The organism is Actinocrinis sp. (genome assembly GCF_035946395.1).
Lineage (GTDB): Bacteria > Actinomycetota > Actinomycetes > Streptomycetales > Catenulisporaceae > Actinocrinis.
The window spans coordinates 1-15,270 of record NZ_DASYZI010000457.1 but is presented as its reverse complement, the minus strand read 5'-3'; the positions used below and the strand labels follow the sequence as shown (position 1 = coordinate 15,270).

General features: G+C 68.2%; 12 protein-coding genes. 4 read left to right on the top strand and 8 right to left on the bottom strand.

The genetic code is table 11. The annotated features are described in order from the left end of the window. Positions 1-23 precede the first annotated feature (23 nt). Entirely contained in the window at positions 24-2,750 is a 2,727-nt protein-coding gene (locus VGS97_RS28965) for a PKD domain-containing protein (RefSeq protein WP_326856866.1), read from the bottom strand. Between the two features lie 458 nt (positions 2,751-3,208). On the opposite strand from VGS97_RS28965, the gene VGS97_RS28960 reads away from it, so the two are divergent. Then, entirely contained in the window at positions 3,209-4,273 is a 1,065-nt protein-coding gene (locus VGS97_RS28960) for an MBL fold metallo-hydrolase (RefSeq protein WP_326856865.1), read from the top strand. 98 nt (positions 4,274-4,371) lie between these two features. On the opposite strand, the gene VGS97_RS28955 is transcribed toward VGS97_RS28960, so the two are convergent. Both VGS97_RS28955 and VGS97_RS28950 read right to left on the bottom strand, forming a co-directional pair. Next, on the bottom strand, positions 4,372-5,829 hold the full coding sequence (locus VGS97_RS28955; protein ID WP_326856864.1) for an aminotransferase class V-fold PLP-dependent enzyme: 1,458 nt from the start codon (positions 5,827-5,829) through the stop codon (positions 4,372-4,374). Positions 5,830-5,851: 22 nt separating this feature from the next. Next, a complete protein-coding gene (locus tag VGS97_RS28950; RefSeq protein WP_326856863.1) occupies positions 5,852-6,733 on the bottom strand; it encodes a sulfurtransferase in 882 nt (293 codons plus the stop codon). A gap of 276 nt (positions 6,734-7,009) precedes the next feature. Between VGS97_RS28950 and VGS97_RS28945 the strand changes: the two genes are divergently transcribed. Continuing rightward, positions 7,010-7,144, top strand: coding sequence for a hypothetical protein (locus VGS97_RS28945; protein WP_326856862.1), 135 nt, complete (start codon positions 7,010-7,012; stop codon positions 7,142-7,144). Between the two features lie 153 nt (positions 7,145-7,297). Here VGS97_RS28945 and VGS97_RS28940 read toward each other — a convergent pair whose 3' ends face one another. The 3 genes from VGS97_RS28940 to VGS97_RS28930 form a co-directional block, all read right to left on the bottom strand. Then, a complete protein-coding gene (locus VGS97_RS28940; RefSeq protein ID WP_326856861.1) occupies positions 7,298-7,891 on the bottom strand; it encodes a hypothetical protein in 594 nt (197 codons plus the stop codon). Between the two features lie 193 nt (positions 7,892-8,084). Then, complete coding sequence (locus VGS97_RS28935; RefSeq protein ID WP_326856860.1) at positions 8,085-8,897, bottom strand: AraC family transcriptional regulator; 813 nt, start codon at positions 8,895-8,897, stop codon at positions 8,085-8,087. 390 nt (positions 8,898-9,287) lie between these two features. After that, positions 9,288-10,103: a class I SAM-dependent methyltransferase gene (locus VGS97_RS28930; RefSeq protein ID WP_326856859.1), complete on the bottom strand. Its 816-nt coding sequence runs from the start codon at positions 10,101-10,103 to the stop codon at positions 9,288-9,290. Positions 10,104-10,355: 252 nt separating this feature from the next. Between VGS97_RS28930 and VGS97_RS28925 the strand changes: the two genes are divergently transcribed. Then, positions 10,356-10,991, top strand: coding sequence for a TetR/AcrR family transcriptional regulator (locus VGS97_RS28925; protein WP_349262309.1), 636 nt, complete (start codon positions 10,356-10,358; stop codon positions 10,989-10,991). A 367-nt stretch (positions 10,992-11,358) separates the two neighbouring features. Here VGS97_RS28925 and VGS97_RS28920 read toward each other — a convergent pair whose 3' ends face one another. Together VGS97_RS28920 and VGS97_RS28915 are read right to left on the bottom strand one after the other, a co-directional pair. Further along, the gene (locus VGS97_RS28920; protein WP_349262310.1) at positions 11,359-12,945 is read right to left on the bottom strand and encodes an acyl-CoA carboxylase subunit beta; all 1,587 of its coding nucleotides are present in this window, start codon (positions 12,943-12,945) and stop codon (positions 11,359-11,361) included. A gap of 134 nt (positions 12,946-13,079) precedes the next feature. Continuing rightward, complete coding sequence (locus VGS97_RS28915) at positions 13,080-14,051, bottom strand: hypothetical protein (protein ID WP_326856856.1); 972 nt, start codon at positions 14,049-14,051, stop codon at positions 13,080-13,082. 583 nt (positions 14,052-14,634) lie between these two features. Here VGS97_RS28915 and VGS97_RS28910 point away from each other — a divergent pair. Beyond that, positions 14,635-15,270 (top strand): cation:proton antiporter (locus VGS97_RS28910; RefSeq protein WP_326856855.1); only part of this gene is annotated, 636 nt, incomplete at its 3' end.

The following is a 15,270-nucleotide window of genomic DNA, read 5'->3' as shown; positions in this document are numbered from 1 at the left end:
GCCGACATCAACTCACACTGGCATCAGCTGACGTTGACCGCCGTGTCGTCGAGGACGAACGAGGTCTGGTACTCGAAGTCCTCCGCGCCGGTGAACTTCAGCGTGACCTTCTGCCCGGCGTAAGGCGCCAGGCTGAAGCTGTGCTGGGCGTATCCGGTGATGTGGTTGAGGTTGGAGTACGTGACCAGCGTGCTCAGCACCGTGCCGGAGCTGTTGAGCACCTGCACCTTGAGGGTGTCGTAGGCGGTCGTCGTCGAGGTCTCGGCCGTGTCGATGTGCAGCCAGAAACTGAAGTTGTAGTTGGTGCACCCGGTCGGCAGGGTGACAGCCTGCGACAGCGTGTCGGTGTGCGTGGTGCCGTAGCCGTCGAGCCACGCGTCCCAGCTGCCGGAGTGCGGCGGCTCGGACGTCGAGTTGTTGATCACTCCGGACGAGGCCGACCACGGCGAGGCGGTGCCGGTCTCGAAGCCGGGGTTGCCGAGCAGCTGCGACGACGGGCAGGTGGAGCTCGGCGGCGTCGCGGACGCCTCGTTGCCCGGCTGTCCCTCGCCGATGCCGTTCACCGCGGTGACCTTGTAGTAGTACGTCTGACCGGCGGTCAGACCGGTGTCCGTGCAGGAGAGCACCGCGCCGAGGCCGCTGCATCCGCCGGAGGTCAGCTTCGTCTCGGTGCCGCTTGAGGTGCCGCGGTACACGTTGTACGAGGTGATGCTCTCACCGCCGTCGCTGGTCGGGGCCGACCAGCTCAACGAGACCTGCCCGGTGCCGGCGGTCGCGGTCAGGCCGTTGGGCGGGCCGGGCGTCGTCGCGGCGATCGGATCGGCCGTGACCGTGACGGTCGAGCTGGCGGTCTTGGCGGGCGAGGAGCTGTCCGTGACCGTCAGCGTGGCGGTGAACGTACCGACGGTGCTGTAGGTGTGGCTTGGGTTCTGCGCGGTGCTGACCGCCGAACCGTCACCGAAGTTCCAGCTGTACGAGTACGCCGGGGTGCCACCGGTGGCGGTACCGGTGAACGCGACGGTCAGCGGGATCTGGCCGGAGGTCGGCACGGCGGAGGCCGAGGCCGCCAGCGGGTTGCCGACCGCGCTGACCGTCGTGGTGACCTGCGACGTGGCGGTCTTCGCCGGCGAGGAGCTGTCCGTCACCGTCAGGGTCGCCGTGTAGGTCCCGGCGGCGCTGTAGGTGTGGCTCGGGTTCTGCGTCGTGCTCGCCGCCGAACCGTCACCGAAGTTCCAGCTGTACGAGTACGGAGCCGTGCCGCCGGTGGCCGAGCCGGTGAAGTTCACGGCCAGCGGAGCGTTGCCCGTGCCCGGCGAACCGGTCGCCGAGGCCGACAGCGGCGTGGAGCCCTGGACCCAGAAGTCCTCCAGCGGGTCGCCGAGAGCCGACTGGTCCGCGGTGGTCATCGGGAAGGTCGTCAGGCCGATGTTGTCGTTGGGGTCGATGATGCCCGAGTGCACGTTCTGCATCGTGCGCTCCATCGCCGCGATCACGTTGCTCGTGGTGTACGCGACGTGGCTCAGGTAGTGCTGCTTGACGTACGTCGGCGAGCCGATCACGAGCAGCGGCACCCGGTAGGTGTTGCTGACGTGGTCCGGGCCGTTGTTGCCGTTCTGGGTGTCGTCCTCGGTGACGATGATCAGCGTGTTGTCCTTGTACGCCGAGTTGCTCATCAGCGAGTTGACGATCGTGTTCGTCTCGGAGTCGTTCGTCGGGATGTCCTGGTATGTGCCGGGGTGGTCGTTGAACAGCTCGACGTAGCTGTAGGCCGGCAGACCGTTGGTGCTGACGTCGCTGAGGAAGTCGCCACCGATGGTGGTGTCGGAGAGGCTCTGGTTGAGGCAGGTGTACTCGTTGTAGTGCAGTTCTTCCGGGATGTTCGTGCCCGGACGGTTGGGCGGCAGCACTTCGAGCTTGCCGTCCGCCGGGTTCTTCCAGTAGCCGCTGCCGCTGGAGAGCATCCAGTAGAAGTCGCCGTTCATGAGGAACGTGTACGGGCTGCTACCGCTCGACGTGCCCGTCGGCGCGGTGCACGCGTTGGTGCCCTCGTCCGTCGGGCCGTTGTCGCCGTTCAGGAAGCGGTCGAACTGCGTGCCGCCCGAGGGGTAGGCCTGCTGCTGCGAGCTGGACGCGGACTGCCCGGAGAACAGCCACCAGTGGTTAGGACCGCTCGGTGGCTGGGTGCCCGTGCTGTAGGAGTCGTCGAGCCCGTAGGTCTTGGCCAGCGTGTGCAGGTTCGGCACGGAGCTGATGTGGTTCGTGCTCTCGACCGTGCCGTTGCATCCGGCGGCCACCGTGGTGGCGCAGTCGCCGAGATAGTCGTCGAAGGTGTGGTTCTCCCGGTAGATGACCACGAAGTGCTGGAACGGCGGGAAGTACGGCGACAGTGGGTTGACCGCCTGGACCGCCTGCTTGATCGGCAGCATCTGCGTGCTGCACTTGCCCGACGAGCAGCTCTTCACCTGGCGTTGGGTGTCCAGGTCGCTGACCTTGAAGTTGCTGGGCTGCGGGAACTTGCTGAACTCGACGCCCGGAGCGGCGAACGTGGCGCCGTTGCAGTCGAAGTTGTCCGGCGCGTAGGACTGCGGACGCGAGCCCTCCGGCAGATCCTTGGCGTCCTTGGGGTCCGTGCTGGGGTTCCATCCCTTCAGCGTGCAGGATCCGACGCCGGTCGCGGGGTGCAGCCCGGCCTGCGCGGCCGTGCTCCCCACCGTGCCGATGACGAGGGCTGCGACACCGGCCCCCGCCATCATCACTATTCTCGATTTCCACCCGATCATTGACACTCCAGCAGCAAGAGTCTCTTGCGGTGGTGCCTGTCGACCATCGCTCCCGTATCGTCCACATGCGCCGGGCAGGTAACAAGAACCCTGAATAAAGATCTTCAGGGTTTTTTACGAGATTAACTTGACGTTCGTCCGTCGTTGACACGACTCACGGTCACTTGCCTGACGCGTCAAGGTTCTTAGTCGCTGTCGCGCCCGAGCCCTGACGGCACGCGCCGATAAGACGCCTGACGGCCTACGCGGATAGGGTGGCGCTGTCATTCAAACGCTCTTCGGACTCGGCCGGGGCCGCGGCGCGGGGTCGGCCGACGCGCAGCGGCGGACGAGCCCACAGTCGCGCACAAAGCCCCGCCCGGGTCCGAAGAGTCGTCAAGCGCCGGGAACGCGTGAGGACCGCCGGCTACGCCCCGAGGGGAAATCGAATGTGCGAGACATCGGGTACCTCCGCCGAGGCGCTGGCGTCCACGCCGCGGCCGGCGCCGGGAGCGGCCGTCGACCCGATCGCGCTTGAGCCGGTGGACGAGGTCGTCGTCACCACGCTCGTGGACAACGTCTTCGACGCCCTGCTGATGGACGACTCCGAGCGGATCCGCCGGGCCGGATTCAAGGCGGGGGTGGCCGACGCGGCCCAGTTCGAGGGCGGCAGCACGACGGTGGGGCTGCGAGCGGAGCACGGCTTCTCCGCGCTGGTCACCGTGCGGCGCGGCGACACCACGACACGGCTGCTGTTCGACACCGGGCTCTCGCCGGACGCCATGGTCGTCAACGCCGAGCGGCTCGGCGTCGACCCGCGCGAAGTGCAGGCCGTCGTGCTCAGCCACGGACACTTCGACCACGCGGGCGGCCTGGCCGGGCTGGCCGGCAAGCGCTCGGTGAGCTCCCTCCCGCTCGTCCTGCACCCGGACGCGTGGTCCCGGCGCCGGCTCCAGATCCCCGGGCGGGAGACCGAACTGCCGACGATCAGCAAGAAGGCGCTGCTCGGCGAGGGCTTCGACGTCATCGAGCGCCGGCGGCCCTCGCTGCTGCTCGGCGGCTCGGTGCTGATCACCGGGGAGGTCGACCGGACCACCGAGTTCGAGCGCGGCTTCCCGATCCACGAGGCATGGGACGGGTCGCGATGGGCGCCCGACCCGCTGATCCACGACGACCAGGCGCTCGTGGTGCACGTCCGGGGGCAGGGTCTGGTCGTACTGACCGGCTGCGGTCACGCCGGCGCGGTCAACATCGTCCGGCACGCGATGCGGCTGACCGGCATACCGCGGCTGCACGCGCTGATCGGCGGGCTGCATCTCGGCGGCATCCTGTTCGAGCCGATCATCCCACCGACCGTCGCCGCGCTGACCGAGTTCGCGCCCGACCTGATCGTGCCGGGGCACTGCACCGGCTGGGTCGCGCAGCACGCGCTCGCCGCCGCGCTGCCGAACGCGTGGGTACAGGGCAGCAGCGGCACGCAATACCGGCTGGCGGCCCAGCCGGTTCCCGCCTGACCCGCAGAACACGGACATTCCCGCAGAACGCGGATGGCCCCGGCGCCGAGGCACTGGGGCCATCCGCGTACCCTTCGACAGGGTCGCAAACGATTGCGTCACGTCCGGCAGGGACCGACGAAGTCGCGGTACTCCCCCGCCGGTCCCCACGAACGCGGATCCGGCGACGGCACCCACTGACCGTCCTTCTTGGCGTAGTTCCAGAACTCGCCGCTGACAGAGAGCTGACGCAGCGCCGCGACCAACCGGTCGACGTCGAATATGGTCGAGCCCACGCCCAGGCTGGCCCGCAGCGCCTGCGGAACGTTCGCGGAGGCCGTGGTCGTCGGGCCGATGCTGGGGATCCCCGCCACGCCCTCCAGCGGAGCGAGCACGGACACCAGCTGGTGGGCGCAGAACCGTCCGTGCCGCACGCCGATCCCGTGTTCGGCCGAGAGCCAGGTGGCGACCCGCTGTGGATCACGGCCCTGGACGGTGAACCCCACGACCGCGACGCGATCGACGTCGTCCTCCGGCCAGATGCGCAGCATCCTGACATCGGGCAGGGTGGCCAGACCGGCTTCGAGCCGGCTGCGCAGGACGTGCTCGTGCGCTTGCAGGCTGCCTTCCGGCAGCGCCGCCAGCGCCTCGCAGGCCGCGGCGATGGCGATCGCCCCGAGCAGGTTGGGCGTGCCGCCCTCGTGCCGGGCGGGTGCCTCGGCCCAGTCCGTCCCGGACCGGTCCACCTCGTGCACGGCGCCGCCGCCGCGCAGGTACGGCGCCCCCGCGTCGAGCCAGTCCCGCCGCCCGATCAGGGCTCCGGTCCCGTACGGCGCGTAGAGCTTGTGCCCGGAGAAGGCGAGGTAGTCGATGTCCAGCGCGGTCATGTCGACCCGGCGGTGCGGCACGAGCTGGGCGCCGTCCACGGCGACGCGCGCGCCGTGCGCCTTGGCCAGCGCGACGATCTCGGCCAGGGCCAGGGCTTCACCCGTGACGTTGCTGGCACCGGTGACGGCCACCATCGCCGGCACGGGCTCACGCGCGCCCCTCAGCGACGCCGCGGCAAGCGCCGCCTCCAGCGCGGCCAGTGTCGCCTTCAGATCCCTGCGAACGGCCACCACTGTGTGGTCGCAGCGCTCCCAGGACAGCAGGTTGCCGTGGTGTTCGGCATCAAGGTGGATGACGTGGCAGCCCTGCGGGACCACCGACGCCAGCAGGTTGAGAGAGTCGGTGGTGTTGCGGGTGAACACCACGACGTCGTTCGGGCGGGCGCCGACGAATTCGGCGACGGTTTCCCGCGACTGCTCATACAGCGTGGTGCTGACGACGGACGGCCAGCCCGCGCCACGGTGCACGCTGGAGTAGTAGGTCAGGTTCTGCGCCACGCGCTCGGCGACCGAGACCAGGGCGGGAGCGGTGGCGGCGTAGTCGAGGTTCACATAACGTACGGCGTCCCCTGTCACCAGCGGGACGGAGAGGCTCGACCCGACGACGGGCAGCAGCGGGGTGCTGCCCGTCGGTCGGTCGGCGTTGGTCGTCGCGCGATCGGCCACGACTGCGGCGCTGAGCGTGGACATCGAGGATGTCACGACACTCTGGTCACGAGGAAGCTCCGACGAGAGCGTCGATCAGCCCCTCGTCGATCGGCAGGGACGGGTCGCGCGACCACTCGTTCCACGAGCCGAAGTACAGCCGGACGTTGTTGATGCCGGCCTCGTGCAGGGCGACCATCGTGTTCGACGCGCGGGCGCCCTTGAAGCAGTACAGGTAGATCTCGGAGTCCGCGGTGATGCCGGCCTCGGCGCAGACCTGCTTGATCTGCTCGGGCTCCAGGAACATCGGGATCTCGCTGTCCGCGCGCATCAGCTTGTACCACTCGATCCACACGGCGCCCGGGATGCGGCCCTTGCGCGGCGCGAAATCCTTCCCATATGGCGAGGAGCTCTCGCCGGTCCACTCGTCGGCGTCGCGCACGTCGAGCTTGACGATCTCGTCGTGCTCCAGCGCGCCGAGCATGTCCTGCCAGGTGAGCATCAGCGAGCTGTTGACCTCGGGCGCGAACGGCTTGGCGACCGGGGTCACCGGCGCGTCCGAGATCTCCAGGCCAGCGGCCTTCCACGCCTGAAGGCCGCCGTGCAGGATCTGCACCCGCTCGTGGCCGAGGTAGCGCAGCAGGAACCAGCCGCGGCAGGACTGGCCGTAGCCGGTGTTCATGGCGTCCTCGTAGATGACCACCGTCTCGTCGCCGCTCACGCCGACCGAGCCGAACAGGTCGGTGAAGGTCTTCTGCAGGTGCTGAATCCCGTCGGGCGTCGAGGTGGCCAGGAAGCTGAAGATCTCACGCAGGTTGACCGCGCCCGGCAGATGACCGGCGGCGTACTCCTCCGGCGTGCGAGTGTCGATGACGACGAGATCCTCGTTCTGCTTGATCTTGGCGTCGAGTTCCGCCGGGGTGATCAGGGGCTTGATGATCGTGTCCATACCCGTAGCCTTTCCAGAATTCGTTACGACCAGAGCCGAAGAGAAATCGTGAGCCAACCCCGGCTTAGCGACGTAAGGGCGCACCCTGAGACCGCACGTCCTGTGGCGCCAGGGCATCAGACAACTGCACCAGCGGAGGAATCATCGACGCGTTTCAGTAGGCACTGAACATCCGGCTCACGCCGGAACCCTCGACGACCTGCGGTGGGACCGACCACTGGCACATCGGTGATTTGACTATGTCTCGCGCCTACATGTTGGATTTATATGGTTGACATGCACGTCATGACCGTCTGCCGAGATCAGGCATTGGTGGCAAGCGGCAACCACTTCATCATCGTGACCGAGTCGTGCCGCCACATCTTCCTACTTGCCCACTTCACCGACGGCGCGGTGCTTTCCGCCCGATGACGGCCGCGTTTCCCGATCTGCACACCGGATGCCGGCGCACGGGACGTCCCCGCACTGCGAATCGGGCCGAGCACCGGCGGGAGGGAACCCGTCGGCGCTCGGCCCGGACACCGGTGAAGAGGGCGGCTGCGGCGAGCCGCGACGCGCTAGGACTTACTTCTTGCCCCACTCGACGACGCCCTCGGTCGGCGCCGCCTCCTTCAGCTCGAACTTCGTCGCGATGGCGCCGAAAAGGCCCTCGTCGACGAACGCGGTGCTCTTGAGGAAGTCGTTCATGAACGCACCGGAGTCCTTGTTCACGAACACCTCGGCCGCGGTGTACGAGCCGGAGCTGCCCCAGACCCCGCCCTGCCCGGAGCCCGCGTCGAGCCCGGGGACCGGGGCGTCGCCGTCCGGGGTCTTCCAGTCGTAGTCGATGGTGTGCGTGGCCAGGTTGAACCGCATGTTCATCAGCACCATGCTCTGGCCGGACTTCAGGTGGGTGATGATGATGCCGCCGTCGAGGTGCAGTTCGCCCGTGCCGGCGCGCAGGTCGAAGTCACCGCCGGTGATCTGCCACGTCGTGGCGGTCGTGTCCCCCGAGGTCGAGTGGGCCCACGGGTTCGCCGGCGTGATGATGATGTCCTGGGCCAGCGCCTGGATGACATACGACTTCGTCATGTAGAGCGTGAATGTGCCGCTGACAACGGTGGGCGCGCTGATGGCGGCCACGGCCTCGTTGTCCGCCGAAACGGTCGCTGTGGACAAGCAGATCAACTCCCTCGATGCGGTGACGTGCGTTGCCTGTCCGTCGAGTCGCGGTTCGGCCGCGGCGGCTGTGGAAAACCGCCGGCCGAGATCGGGTTCCGGGGGCAACTGGGGACCATTCGTCGCTGCAATCGTCATCGGCGGGCCTGCCCGCGACAACTTCTCCCTTGCCCACTTCGCCCGGGACTGCGAACTATGCCAGTGACCTGATTGTCCGGGGGCTGGCATACGGTTCCAGGTCCGGCAGCGCGAGCAGGATCGGCGGGTCGATCGAGCGCGGGCTGTGCATCCTCAGCCGCACGTCGAGCGCCTCGCCGTCGATGACCTTGACCGGCCCGTGGCTCGCGACCATCCAGACGGGGCCGGTGTCGACCAGCGGACGCGGCTGCGGCACGACACAGCCCACGGCCATCACGTGCCACTCCCCCTCCGGCACGCACGGCAGCCTGAAGGCCGGCGAGTCTTCGAGCACGGCGCCGACCATCATCGGGCCCTGGGCGATGGCGCCGTCGAAGACGCCGAGGTAGATGCGGGGGATCCGGGTCCCCTGCGGGACCGAGACCCGGCCGTCGATCGAGCCGGCGGCCGGATGCGGGAACCACATCACCCCGCAGCCGTCGATCCAGTCGAACGACGGCTCCGGGCCGCTCTTGGCGGTCCGGCTGACGCACGGGATGCCGCTCACGGCTCCCGACGCGCGGCGGTACTGGACGGGCGTGATCCCGACGCTCCTGGTGAAGCGGGTCGTGAATGTGCCGAGGCTGTTGTAGCCGACCATGTAGGAGATGTCCGTGACGGTCTGCGCCGTCGTCAGCAGCAGCCCCTTGGCCATGTGCACCCGGATGGCGCTGAGGAACCTGCCGGGCGACACCCCGGTGGCGGTCAGGAAGGTGCGGGAGAAGTGGAACTGGCTGAGCCGGGCGACGTCGGCCATGTCCGCGAGCGAGACCGGTTCGCTGTAATGCTCGTACATGAACGTGACGACGCGTTCGATGTCGCTTCGCAAGAGCCTGCTCCCAGTCGATCGTCACGAACTGCACTGCTGTGGTAGCCGTGGGCGAATCAGGCATGGGTCAGCACCTGGCAGTAGCGCTGCTGCCGGGTACATTCGTCCCCTTAGGCCGTGAGCCGTACTTAGAAAGTAGGGCCGGATCAGGGCTTTTGAAAGTACGCAGCCAGATTTCATCTCGGATCGTGAGCGGTTCGTGTCCCAACCGCGGACAAAACGGTGCCCCCGCCGCCGTCGGGCTGCGACGGCGGCGGGGGCACCGTGTCGAATGGCGCACCGTGTCGAATCAGGGGCCGCGCTCGATCGGACGCCGTGATGAATCGGGCGCCGCGATGAATCAGCGGCCCCGTCGGATCCGGCGCCGCACCGATTCGGGCGCCGGGTGTATCAGCGCTTGACGAGTACGGCCTGGATGAGCCGGGCCCGGTCCTGCTCCAGGCTCTCGACCACGCTCACGATCTTCTCGGTCACGTTCGGCACGAACAGGTGCAGGCCGAGCGGGCTGGGCGGAGCGGCGAGCAGGGCGCGCATGAACTCGGCGTTGCTCTTGGTCTGGTCGTTCCAGACGTCGACCTCGAAGCCCGCGGCCTCCAGGATCTCGCGCAGCTCGTCGACGCCCGCCAGGTGGCTCTCCTCGGGGTTGTTCGCCCAGGGCACCGGGAAGAGCAGCGGCTCGACCGAACCGGCCACCACGTCCCAGATCGCCAGCCGCCCGCCCGGGGCCAGCACGCGGGCCGTCTCCGCGTACAGCTTCGCCTTGTCGGCGATGTTCATCTGCACGTGCTGGCTGACGACGAGGTCGAAGCTGCCGTCCTCGAACGGCAGGTCGGTGACGTCCGCCTCGCTGACGTCGATCAGCTCGTCCAGCCCGACCAGCTCGTTGAGCCACTGCGCGGCGGCGACGTACTCGGCGGTCAGGTCGACCGCGGTGACGTGGGCGCCGAACTTGTTGGCCACGTAGCGCGCGGTGCCGCCGATGCCGGTGCCCGCGTCGAGCACCCGGTCCTCGGCCTTGATGTTCAGCGGGTCGATCAGCGCCATCGTCGCGAGCGGCCCGCTGACGTGGAAGTGCTCGATGGGCGAGAGCTGGTCGGCGGTCAGCTCGTCGAGATTCAGGCCGGCTTCGGCCAAGCCGTTCTCGATACGCTCCCGCGTGCCGCCGGTTGCGTAGACGTTCGAGCTCGACGGCGAGTCAGTAGTCATCAGTGCATCCTCGATTGTCGTGGGGAAGACGTCATCTGTTTCCGCTGGTGGATTACAGTGCCGTCGCGGCCGACTCCGGAGAACAACCATCGCGGCGCCGCGGGCGCGACTGAGTCGCGTTTCCCAACCTACCACAGGGGACCCGGCCGGGGGCGGCTCGCGGTCCCGGCCGATCGTCGCAGAACTTTTCATTCAACATTGCATAACATCGTTGTATTTTCGGTTCACGCCTGGCCTGTCATGATGTTGCAAGTGAGCCCACGCCAAGCAGACCCAGACCTCGGCGCGACGTTGATGGAGGCGGCCGCCCGGCTGCTGACCGAGGAGGGCCCCAACGCACTGTCCACCCGCCGCCTCGCGGCCGCCGCCGGAACCTCCACGATGGCGGTCTACACCCACTTCGGCGGGATGGACGACCTCGTGCGCGCGATGGTCCACGAGGGCTTCCGACGGCTGAACGAGCGGATGATCGAGGTGGTTCAGACCGCGGACCCGGTGGCGGACGTGGCTGCGCTGGGCATCGCTTACCGCGACAACGCGCTGGAGAACCGGCATCTGTACTCGGTCATGTTCGGCGGCTCCACACTCGGCGGTTTCGCACTCAACGAGGAGGACCGGCAGTACGGCCGGTACGCCCTGGAGCCCGTCGCGCACGCGGTGGCCCGATGTATGGAGACGGGCCGGTTCTGGCCCGGCGACCCGCGGGCGGTGGCCAACCAGATGTGGGTCGCGCTGCACGGCCTGGTCACCCTGGAGCTCGGCGACTACCTGATCGCGCCCTACACCGCCGAATCGCTGTTCGGCTGGCAGGTTCGCAGCCTGCTGATCGGGGCCGGAGACGACGTCGAGACGGCCACCGCTTCGATGCGGGCCGCGAAGGAGCGCTGACAACCGCCTGAGGCAGCGCGCCCAAGGGGGACACGGGCGCCGACACGAAGCCGTGCCCGTCCTTGGGGGTGTTTGAACTGTAGGGCCGGGGTCGCAACGCCTACCACGCACGCTCGCCGCATTGTCGGGCCGTACCCAAACCCTCCGTATGGGCACAGCTCCCCACCTTGCGATCGCACACACCGGACGCCGCGCCCTGATCCGACCCCACAGCTCAAACGCCCCTTAGCAGGTGCGCGGAACGGATTGCCGGGCGCACACACCAACCGCATGCGCAGCGCCGCCGACACCCATCCCGCGCCCCGTCCCCAAGCCAACTGTTCCCAAGCCAACTGCCCCCAAGTCGACTATCTCGGGCCAGCCGATCTCACGTCGGCTGGTTGCCGTGCTTGCGCGCGACGACCTCGGCCTGCTTGCCCCGCAGCATCTCCAGGGCCTTGATGATCACGTGGCGCGTGTCGCAGGGGTCGATGACGTCGTCCACCAGGCCGCGCTCCGCGGCGAAGTAGGGGTGCATCATCTCGTCCGCGTACTCCTCGGCGAGCCGCGCGCGCAGCGCCGGCGGGTCGTCGGAGGCCGCGAGCTGCCGGTGGTGGATGACGCTCACCGCGCCCTGCGCGCCCATCACGGCGATCTCGTTGCCCGGCCAGGCCAGGGACACGTCCGCGCCGATCGATCGCGAGTCCATCACGATGTACGCGCCGCCGTACGCCTTGCGCAGCACCACCGAGATGCGCGGCACGGTCGCCTCGCAGTACGCGTACAGCAGCTTCGCGCCGTGCCGGATGATGCCGCCGTACTCCTGCTCGACGCCGGGCAGGAAGCCCGGCACGTCGACGAGCGAGATGAGCGGGATGTTGAACGCGTCGCAGGTGCGCACGAAGCGCGCGGCCTTCTCCGAGGCGTGGATGTCCAGCACGCCCGCCTTGACCATCGGCTGGTTGCCGACGATGCCCACCGTGTGCCCGTCGACGCGCGCCAGCGCGCACACCACGTTACTGGCCCACGACTCGTGGACCTCCAGGAAGTCGCCGGTGTCGACGATCCGCGAAATCACGTCGCGGATGTCATAGGGCTTGTTCGGCTCGGTCGGCACGAGGTCGAGCAGGTCGGTGCAGGGGTCGTCGGACTGCTGCTCCTCGGTCGCGTAGCGCGGCGGCGTCTCGCGGTTGTTGGAGGGCAGCAGCGAGAGCAGGTAGCGCACCTCCGCGAGGCAGGTCTCCTCGTCGTCGTACACGAAGCCGGCCACGCCCGAGGTCGTCGCGTGCATGTCGGCGCCGCCGAGCATCTCGTGCGTGACCTCCTCGCCGGTGACTTCCTTGACCACGTCGGGGCCGGTCAAGTACATGTACGAGGTCTCACGCACCATGAAGACGAAGTCGGTCAGCGCCGGCGAGTACGCCGCGCCGCCCGCGCAGGGGCCGAGGATCACGCTGATCTGCGGGATCACTCCGGAGGCCCGGACGTTGCGCTGGAAGACGCCGCCGTAGCCGGCCAGCGCGGCGACACCCTCCTGGATGCGCGCGCCGCCGCTGTCCTTGAGCGAGACCAGCGGCGAGCCGGTGGCTATGGCCAGGTCCATCACCTTGTGGATCTTCTCGGCGTGCACGCGGCCGAGCGAGCCGCCGAAGACCCGGAAGTCCTGCGCGTAGACGAACACGGTGCGCCCGTCCACGGTGCCGGACCCGGTGATCACCGAGTCACCGCGCGGCTCGCGCGCGTCCGAGCCCCCGGCCCGGGTGCGCCGATAGATGTCGAACTCGGTGAAGGAGCCCTCGTCCAGCAGCAGGGCGATGCGCTCGCGGGCGGTCAGCTTCCGCTTCGAGTGCTGCCGCTCGCTCGCCTTGTCGTCGCCGCGGACCAGCTCGTCGCGCACGGAGCGCCACTTCTCGACGTTCTCCCGCAGCGACGGCCGCCGACGGGCGGAGGCCGTCGCCGCGTCCGGCCGCGGCATCGGGGTGACTGTGAGGACCGGGGCCTCCTGGATCGTTGTCACGACGATGCCCGCCTTTCTCAGATCTCGTTTGCGCTGTGGTACCGAAGGCCTGGCGACTCCCGCGGTACCACAGCGTCACTGGTTGTTCTGGGTCAAGAGTTCCATGGCGCTGTCGGGAACCAGAGGTAGCCCAAGTGATCCAACTGGCGCAAGTTCCAGTAGGCGACGAAGTACGCGCCGGCGATGATGAGCGCCGAGGCGGTCAACACCGTGGCACGCGACGGCTTCTCCGTCGTCCACCGCTGTACACGTCCGCCGATCGCGTACGACAGGACGATGAACAGTATCGCCATGATGAGCATGTTGCCGATCGACTGAAGAACGAACGCGCCCGCGCCGTACAGGATGTTGTGCTCGTTCGCCGCGTGCCGGAACAGGTCCCGGAACAGCGGGTAGGGCCGCCCGATCAGGAAGCCGCCGACCAGCGCGCCCATCAGGACGAGCGGGGCGTTGGGGAAGCGCTTCGAGACCCCGGCGAGGAAGTCGGGGATCAGGCCGAGGGCCGCGAGCCCGCACGCGATCATGATCAGACCCTCGCCACCGAAGACGATCATGGTCTGGAGCGCGCGCGGGGAGACGCTGCCGTGCGGGTAGACGGCGGTGGAGAACTGCGGCATACGGGTGCCCATGATGCCGACGAGCCCGCCGTAGATCGCGGAGACCGGGATCATGCCGACGGCCATCCAGCCCAGCGGCTTGAGGGTCTCCTTGAAGCGGCTGGTGCGCGACTTCGATCCCTCGCCGAGCAGCGGGCCGACCGCGCCGAACACCGCGATGTTGCACGCGGTGAACGAGCCGGCCAGGCCCGCGACGAAGGCGAACAGGATGCCGGAGCCGATGCCGCCGATCGCGGTGTTGTTGGCGTCGCGGCCGAGCATCGCGTTGGCGCTGTTGAAGCCGATGTCGTCATCGGTCAGCTTGGCGTACCAGACGTAGGCGAGCAGCAGGCCGGCCAGCACCCCGATGCCGGTGATGATCCACCGGCGGCGGGGGAAGTAGCCGTTGACGAACAGCGAGGTCGGGCGGGGTTGGAGCGCTTGTGGAGACGTGACTATCGAGCTCAATGCGCTTACCTCCTCGGAATTGCGCTGTCGATTTGGAGCCATGCACGGCACACGTCTTTTTGGCATACGTATAGCCGGGCTTGAGCCTCTCGCGCGCAGTATCAGGGCGCGATCGACAGGAGCGCTTCTTCGTCCCTGCTGTTCTTGTCACCAAGGGCAGCCGGAAATCGCGGCGGCGGGTTTGCGCCGCGCCAGGTGCGTCATTGCCCTTCGGGCGGTTTGCGCGGCCAGGGGCCTGGGCCATCCACCGCGCGTTTCAATTTGTTGAGCCGATTGTCACCTTCGTGGAAGTGTGCAGTTTTCCCGATAAGCCGTCAGATCTCGTGATCGAGTGTCCGTCGCACGGCGACGGCCGGGCTTCTCCGTGCGTGCCGTCCTCAGTCAGCCTTCATATTCGAGGTCCGGACACCTATTCGTAACGCCCCGCGACGAGAATTCGTGCCCGTCGGTAACGAAGCGGCACGATGTGAGAAGGCGGCGGCTCGTCAGGGTACGACGCTGATAGAACGCCGCCCTATGGCCTCGCGTCGACGTGGTGACGCGTGACATGGCGTCGTATACCACGATCCGTCCGGAGGTCCGCATGTCATGGCAGGCAGCCGCCGCGCAAGCGACGCCACCCGCCCCGCTCCCCGCGCACTCGCTGCTGGTCTTCCTGCTACAGGTGGGCCTGCTGGTACTGGCGGCGCTGCTTCTAGGCAAGACGGCCGCGCGCTTCGGCATGCCGGCCGTCGTCGGTGAGCTTTCTGCCGGCGTGCTGTTCGGCCCAAGCCTGCTCGGCCACGCCTGGCCCTCGCTCTCCCACTGGCTGCTGCCCCAGGACCCCGCGCAGTACCACCTGCTGGACGCGGTCGGCCAGGTCGGCGTGCTGCTGCTAGTCGGCGTGACCGGCATGGAGATGGACCTGCGCATGGTGCGCCGCCGCGGCGGCACCGCGCTGCGGATCGGGATGGCCGGGCTGCTGATCCCGCTGGCCTTCGGCGTACTGGCCGGCTACTACGCGCCGCACTCGCTACTGCCCGGCTCGACCACCCGCGGGACCTTCGCGCTGTTCCTCGGCGTGGCCATGTGCGTCAGCGCCCTGCCGGTCATCGCGAAGACGCTGTCCGACATGAACCTGATCCACCGCAACGTCGGCCAGCTGACCCTCGCCACCGGGGTGGTCGACGACACCGTCGGCTGGTTCATCCTCTCGATCGTCTCCGCGATGGCCGTCAAC

Coding starts and splice junctions, on each gene's coding strand:
- VGS97_RS28965 (WP_326856866.1), bottom strand. CDS start 2,750: ATGGCGGGGGCCGGTGTCGCAGCCCTCGTCATCGGCACGGTGGGGAGC.
- VGS97_RS28960 (WP_326856865.1), top strand. CDS start 3,209: ATGTGCGAGACATCGGGTACCTCCGCCGAGGCGCTGGCGTCCACGCCG.
- VGS97_RS28955 (WP_326856864.1), bottom strand. CDS start 5,829: ATGTCCACGCTCAGCGCCGCAGTCGTGGCCGATCGCGCGACGACCAAC.
- VGS97_RS28950 (WP_326856863.1), bottom strand. CDS start 6,733: ATGGACACGATCATCAAGCCCCTGATCACCCCGGCGGAACTCGACGCC.
- VGS97_RS28945 (WP_326856862.1), top strand. CDS start 7,010: ATGCACGTCATGACCGTCTGCCGAGATCAGGCATTGGTGGCAAGCGGC.
- VGS97_RS28930 (WP_326856859.1), bottom strand. CDS start 10,103: ATGACTACTGACTCGCCGTCGAGCTCGAACGTCTACGCAACCGGCGGC.
- VGS97_RS28920 (WP_349262310.1), bottom strand. CDS start 12,945: ATGCCGCGGCCGGACGCGGCGACGGCCTCCGCCCGTCGGCGGCCGTCG.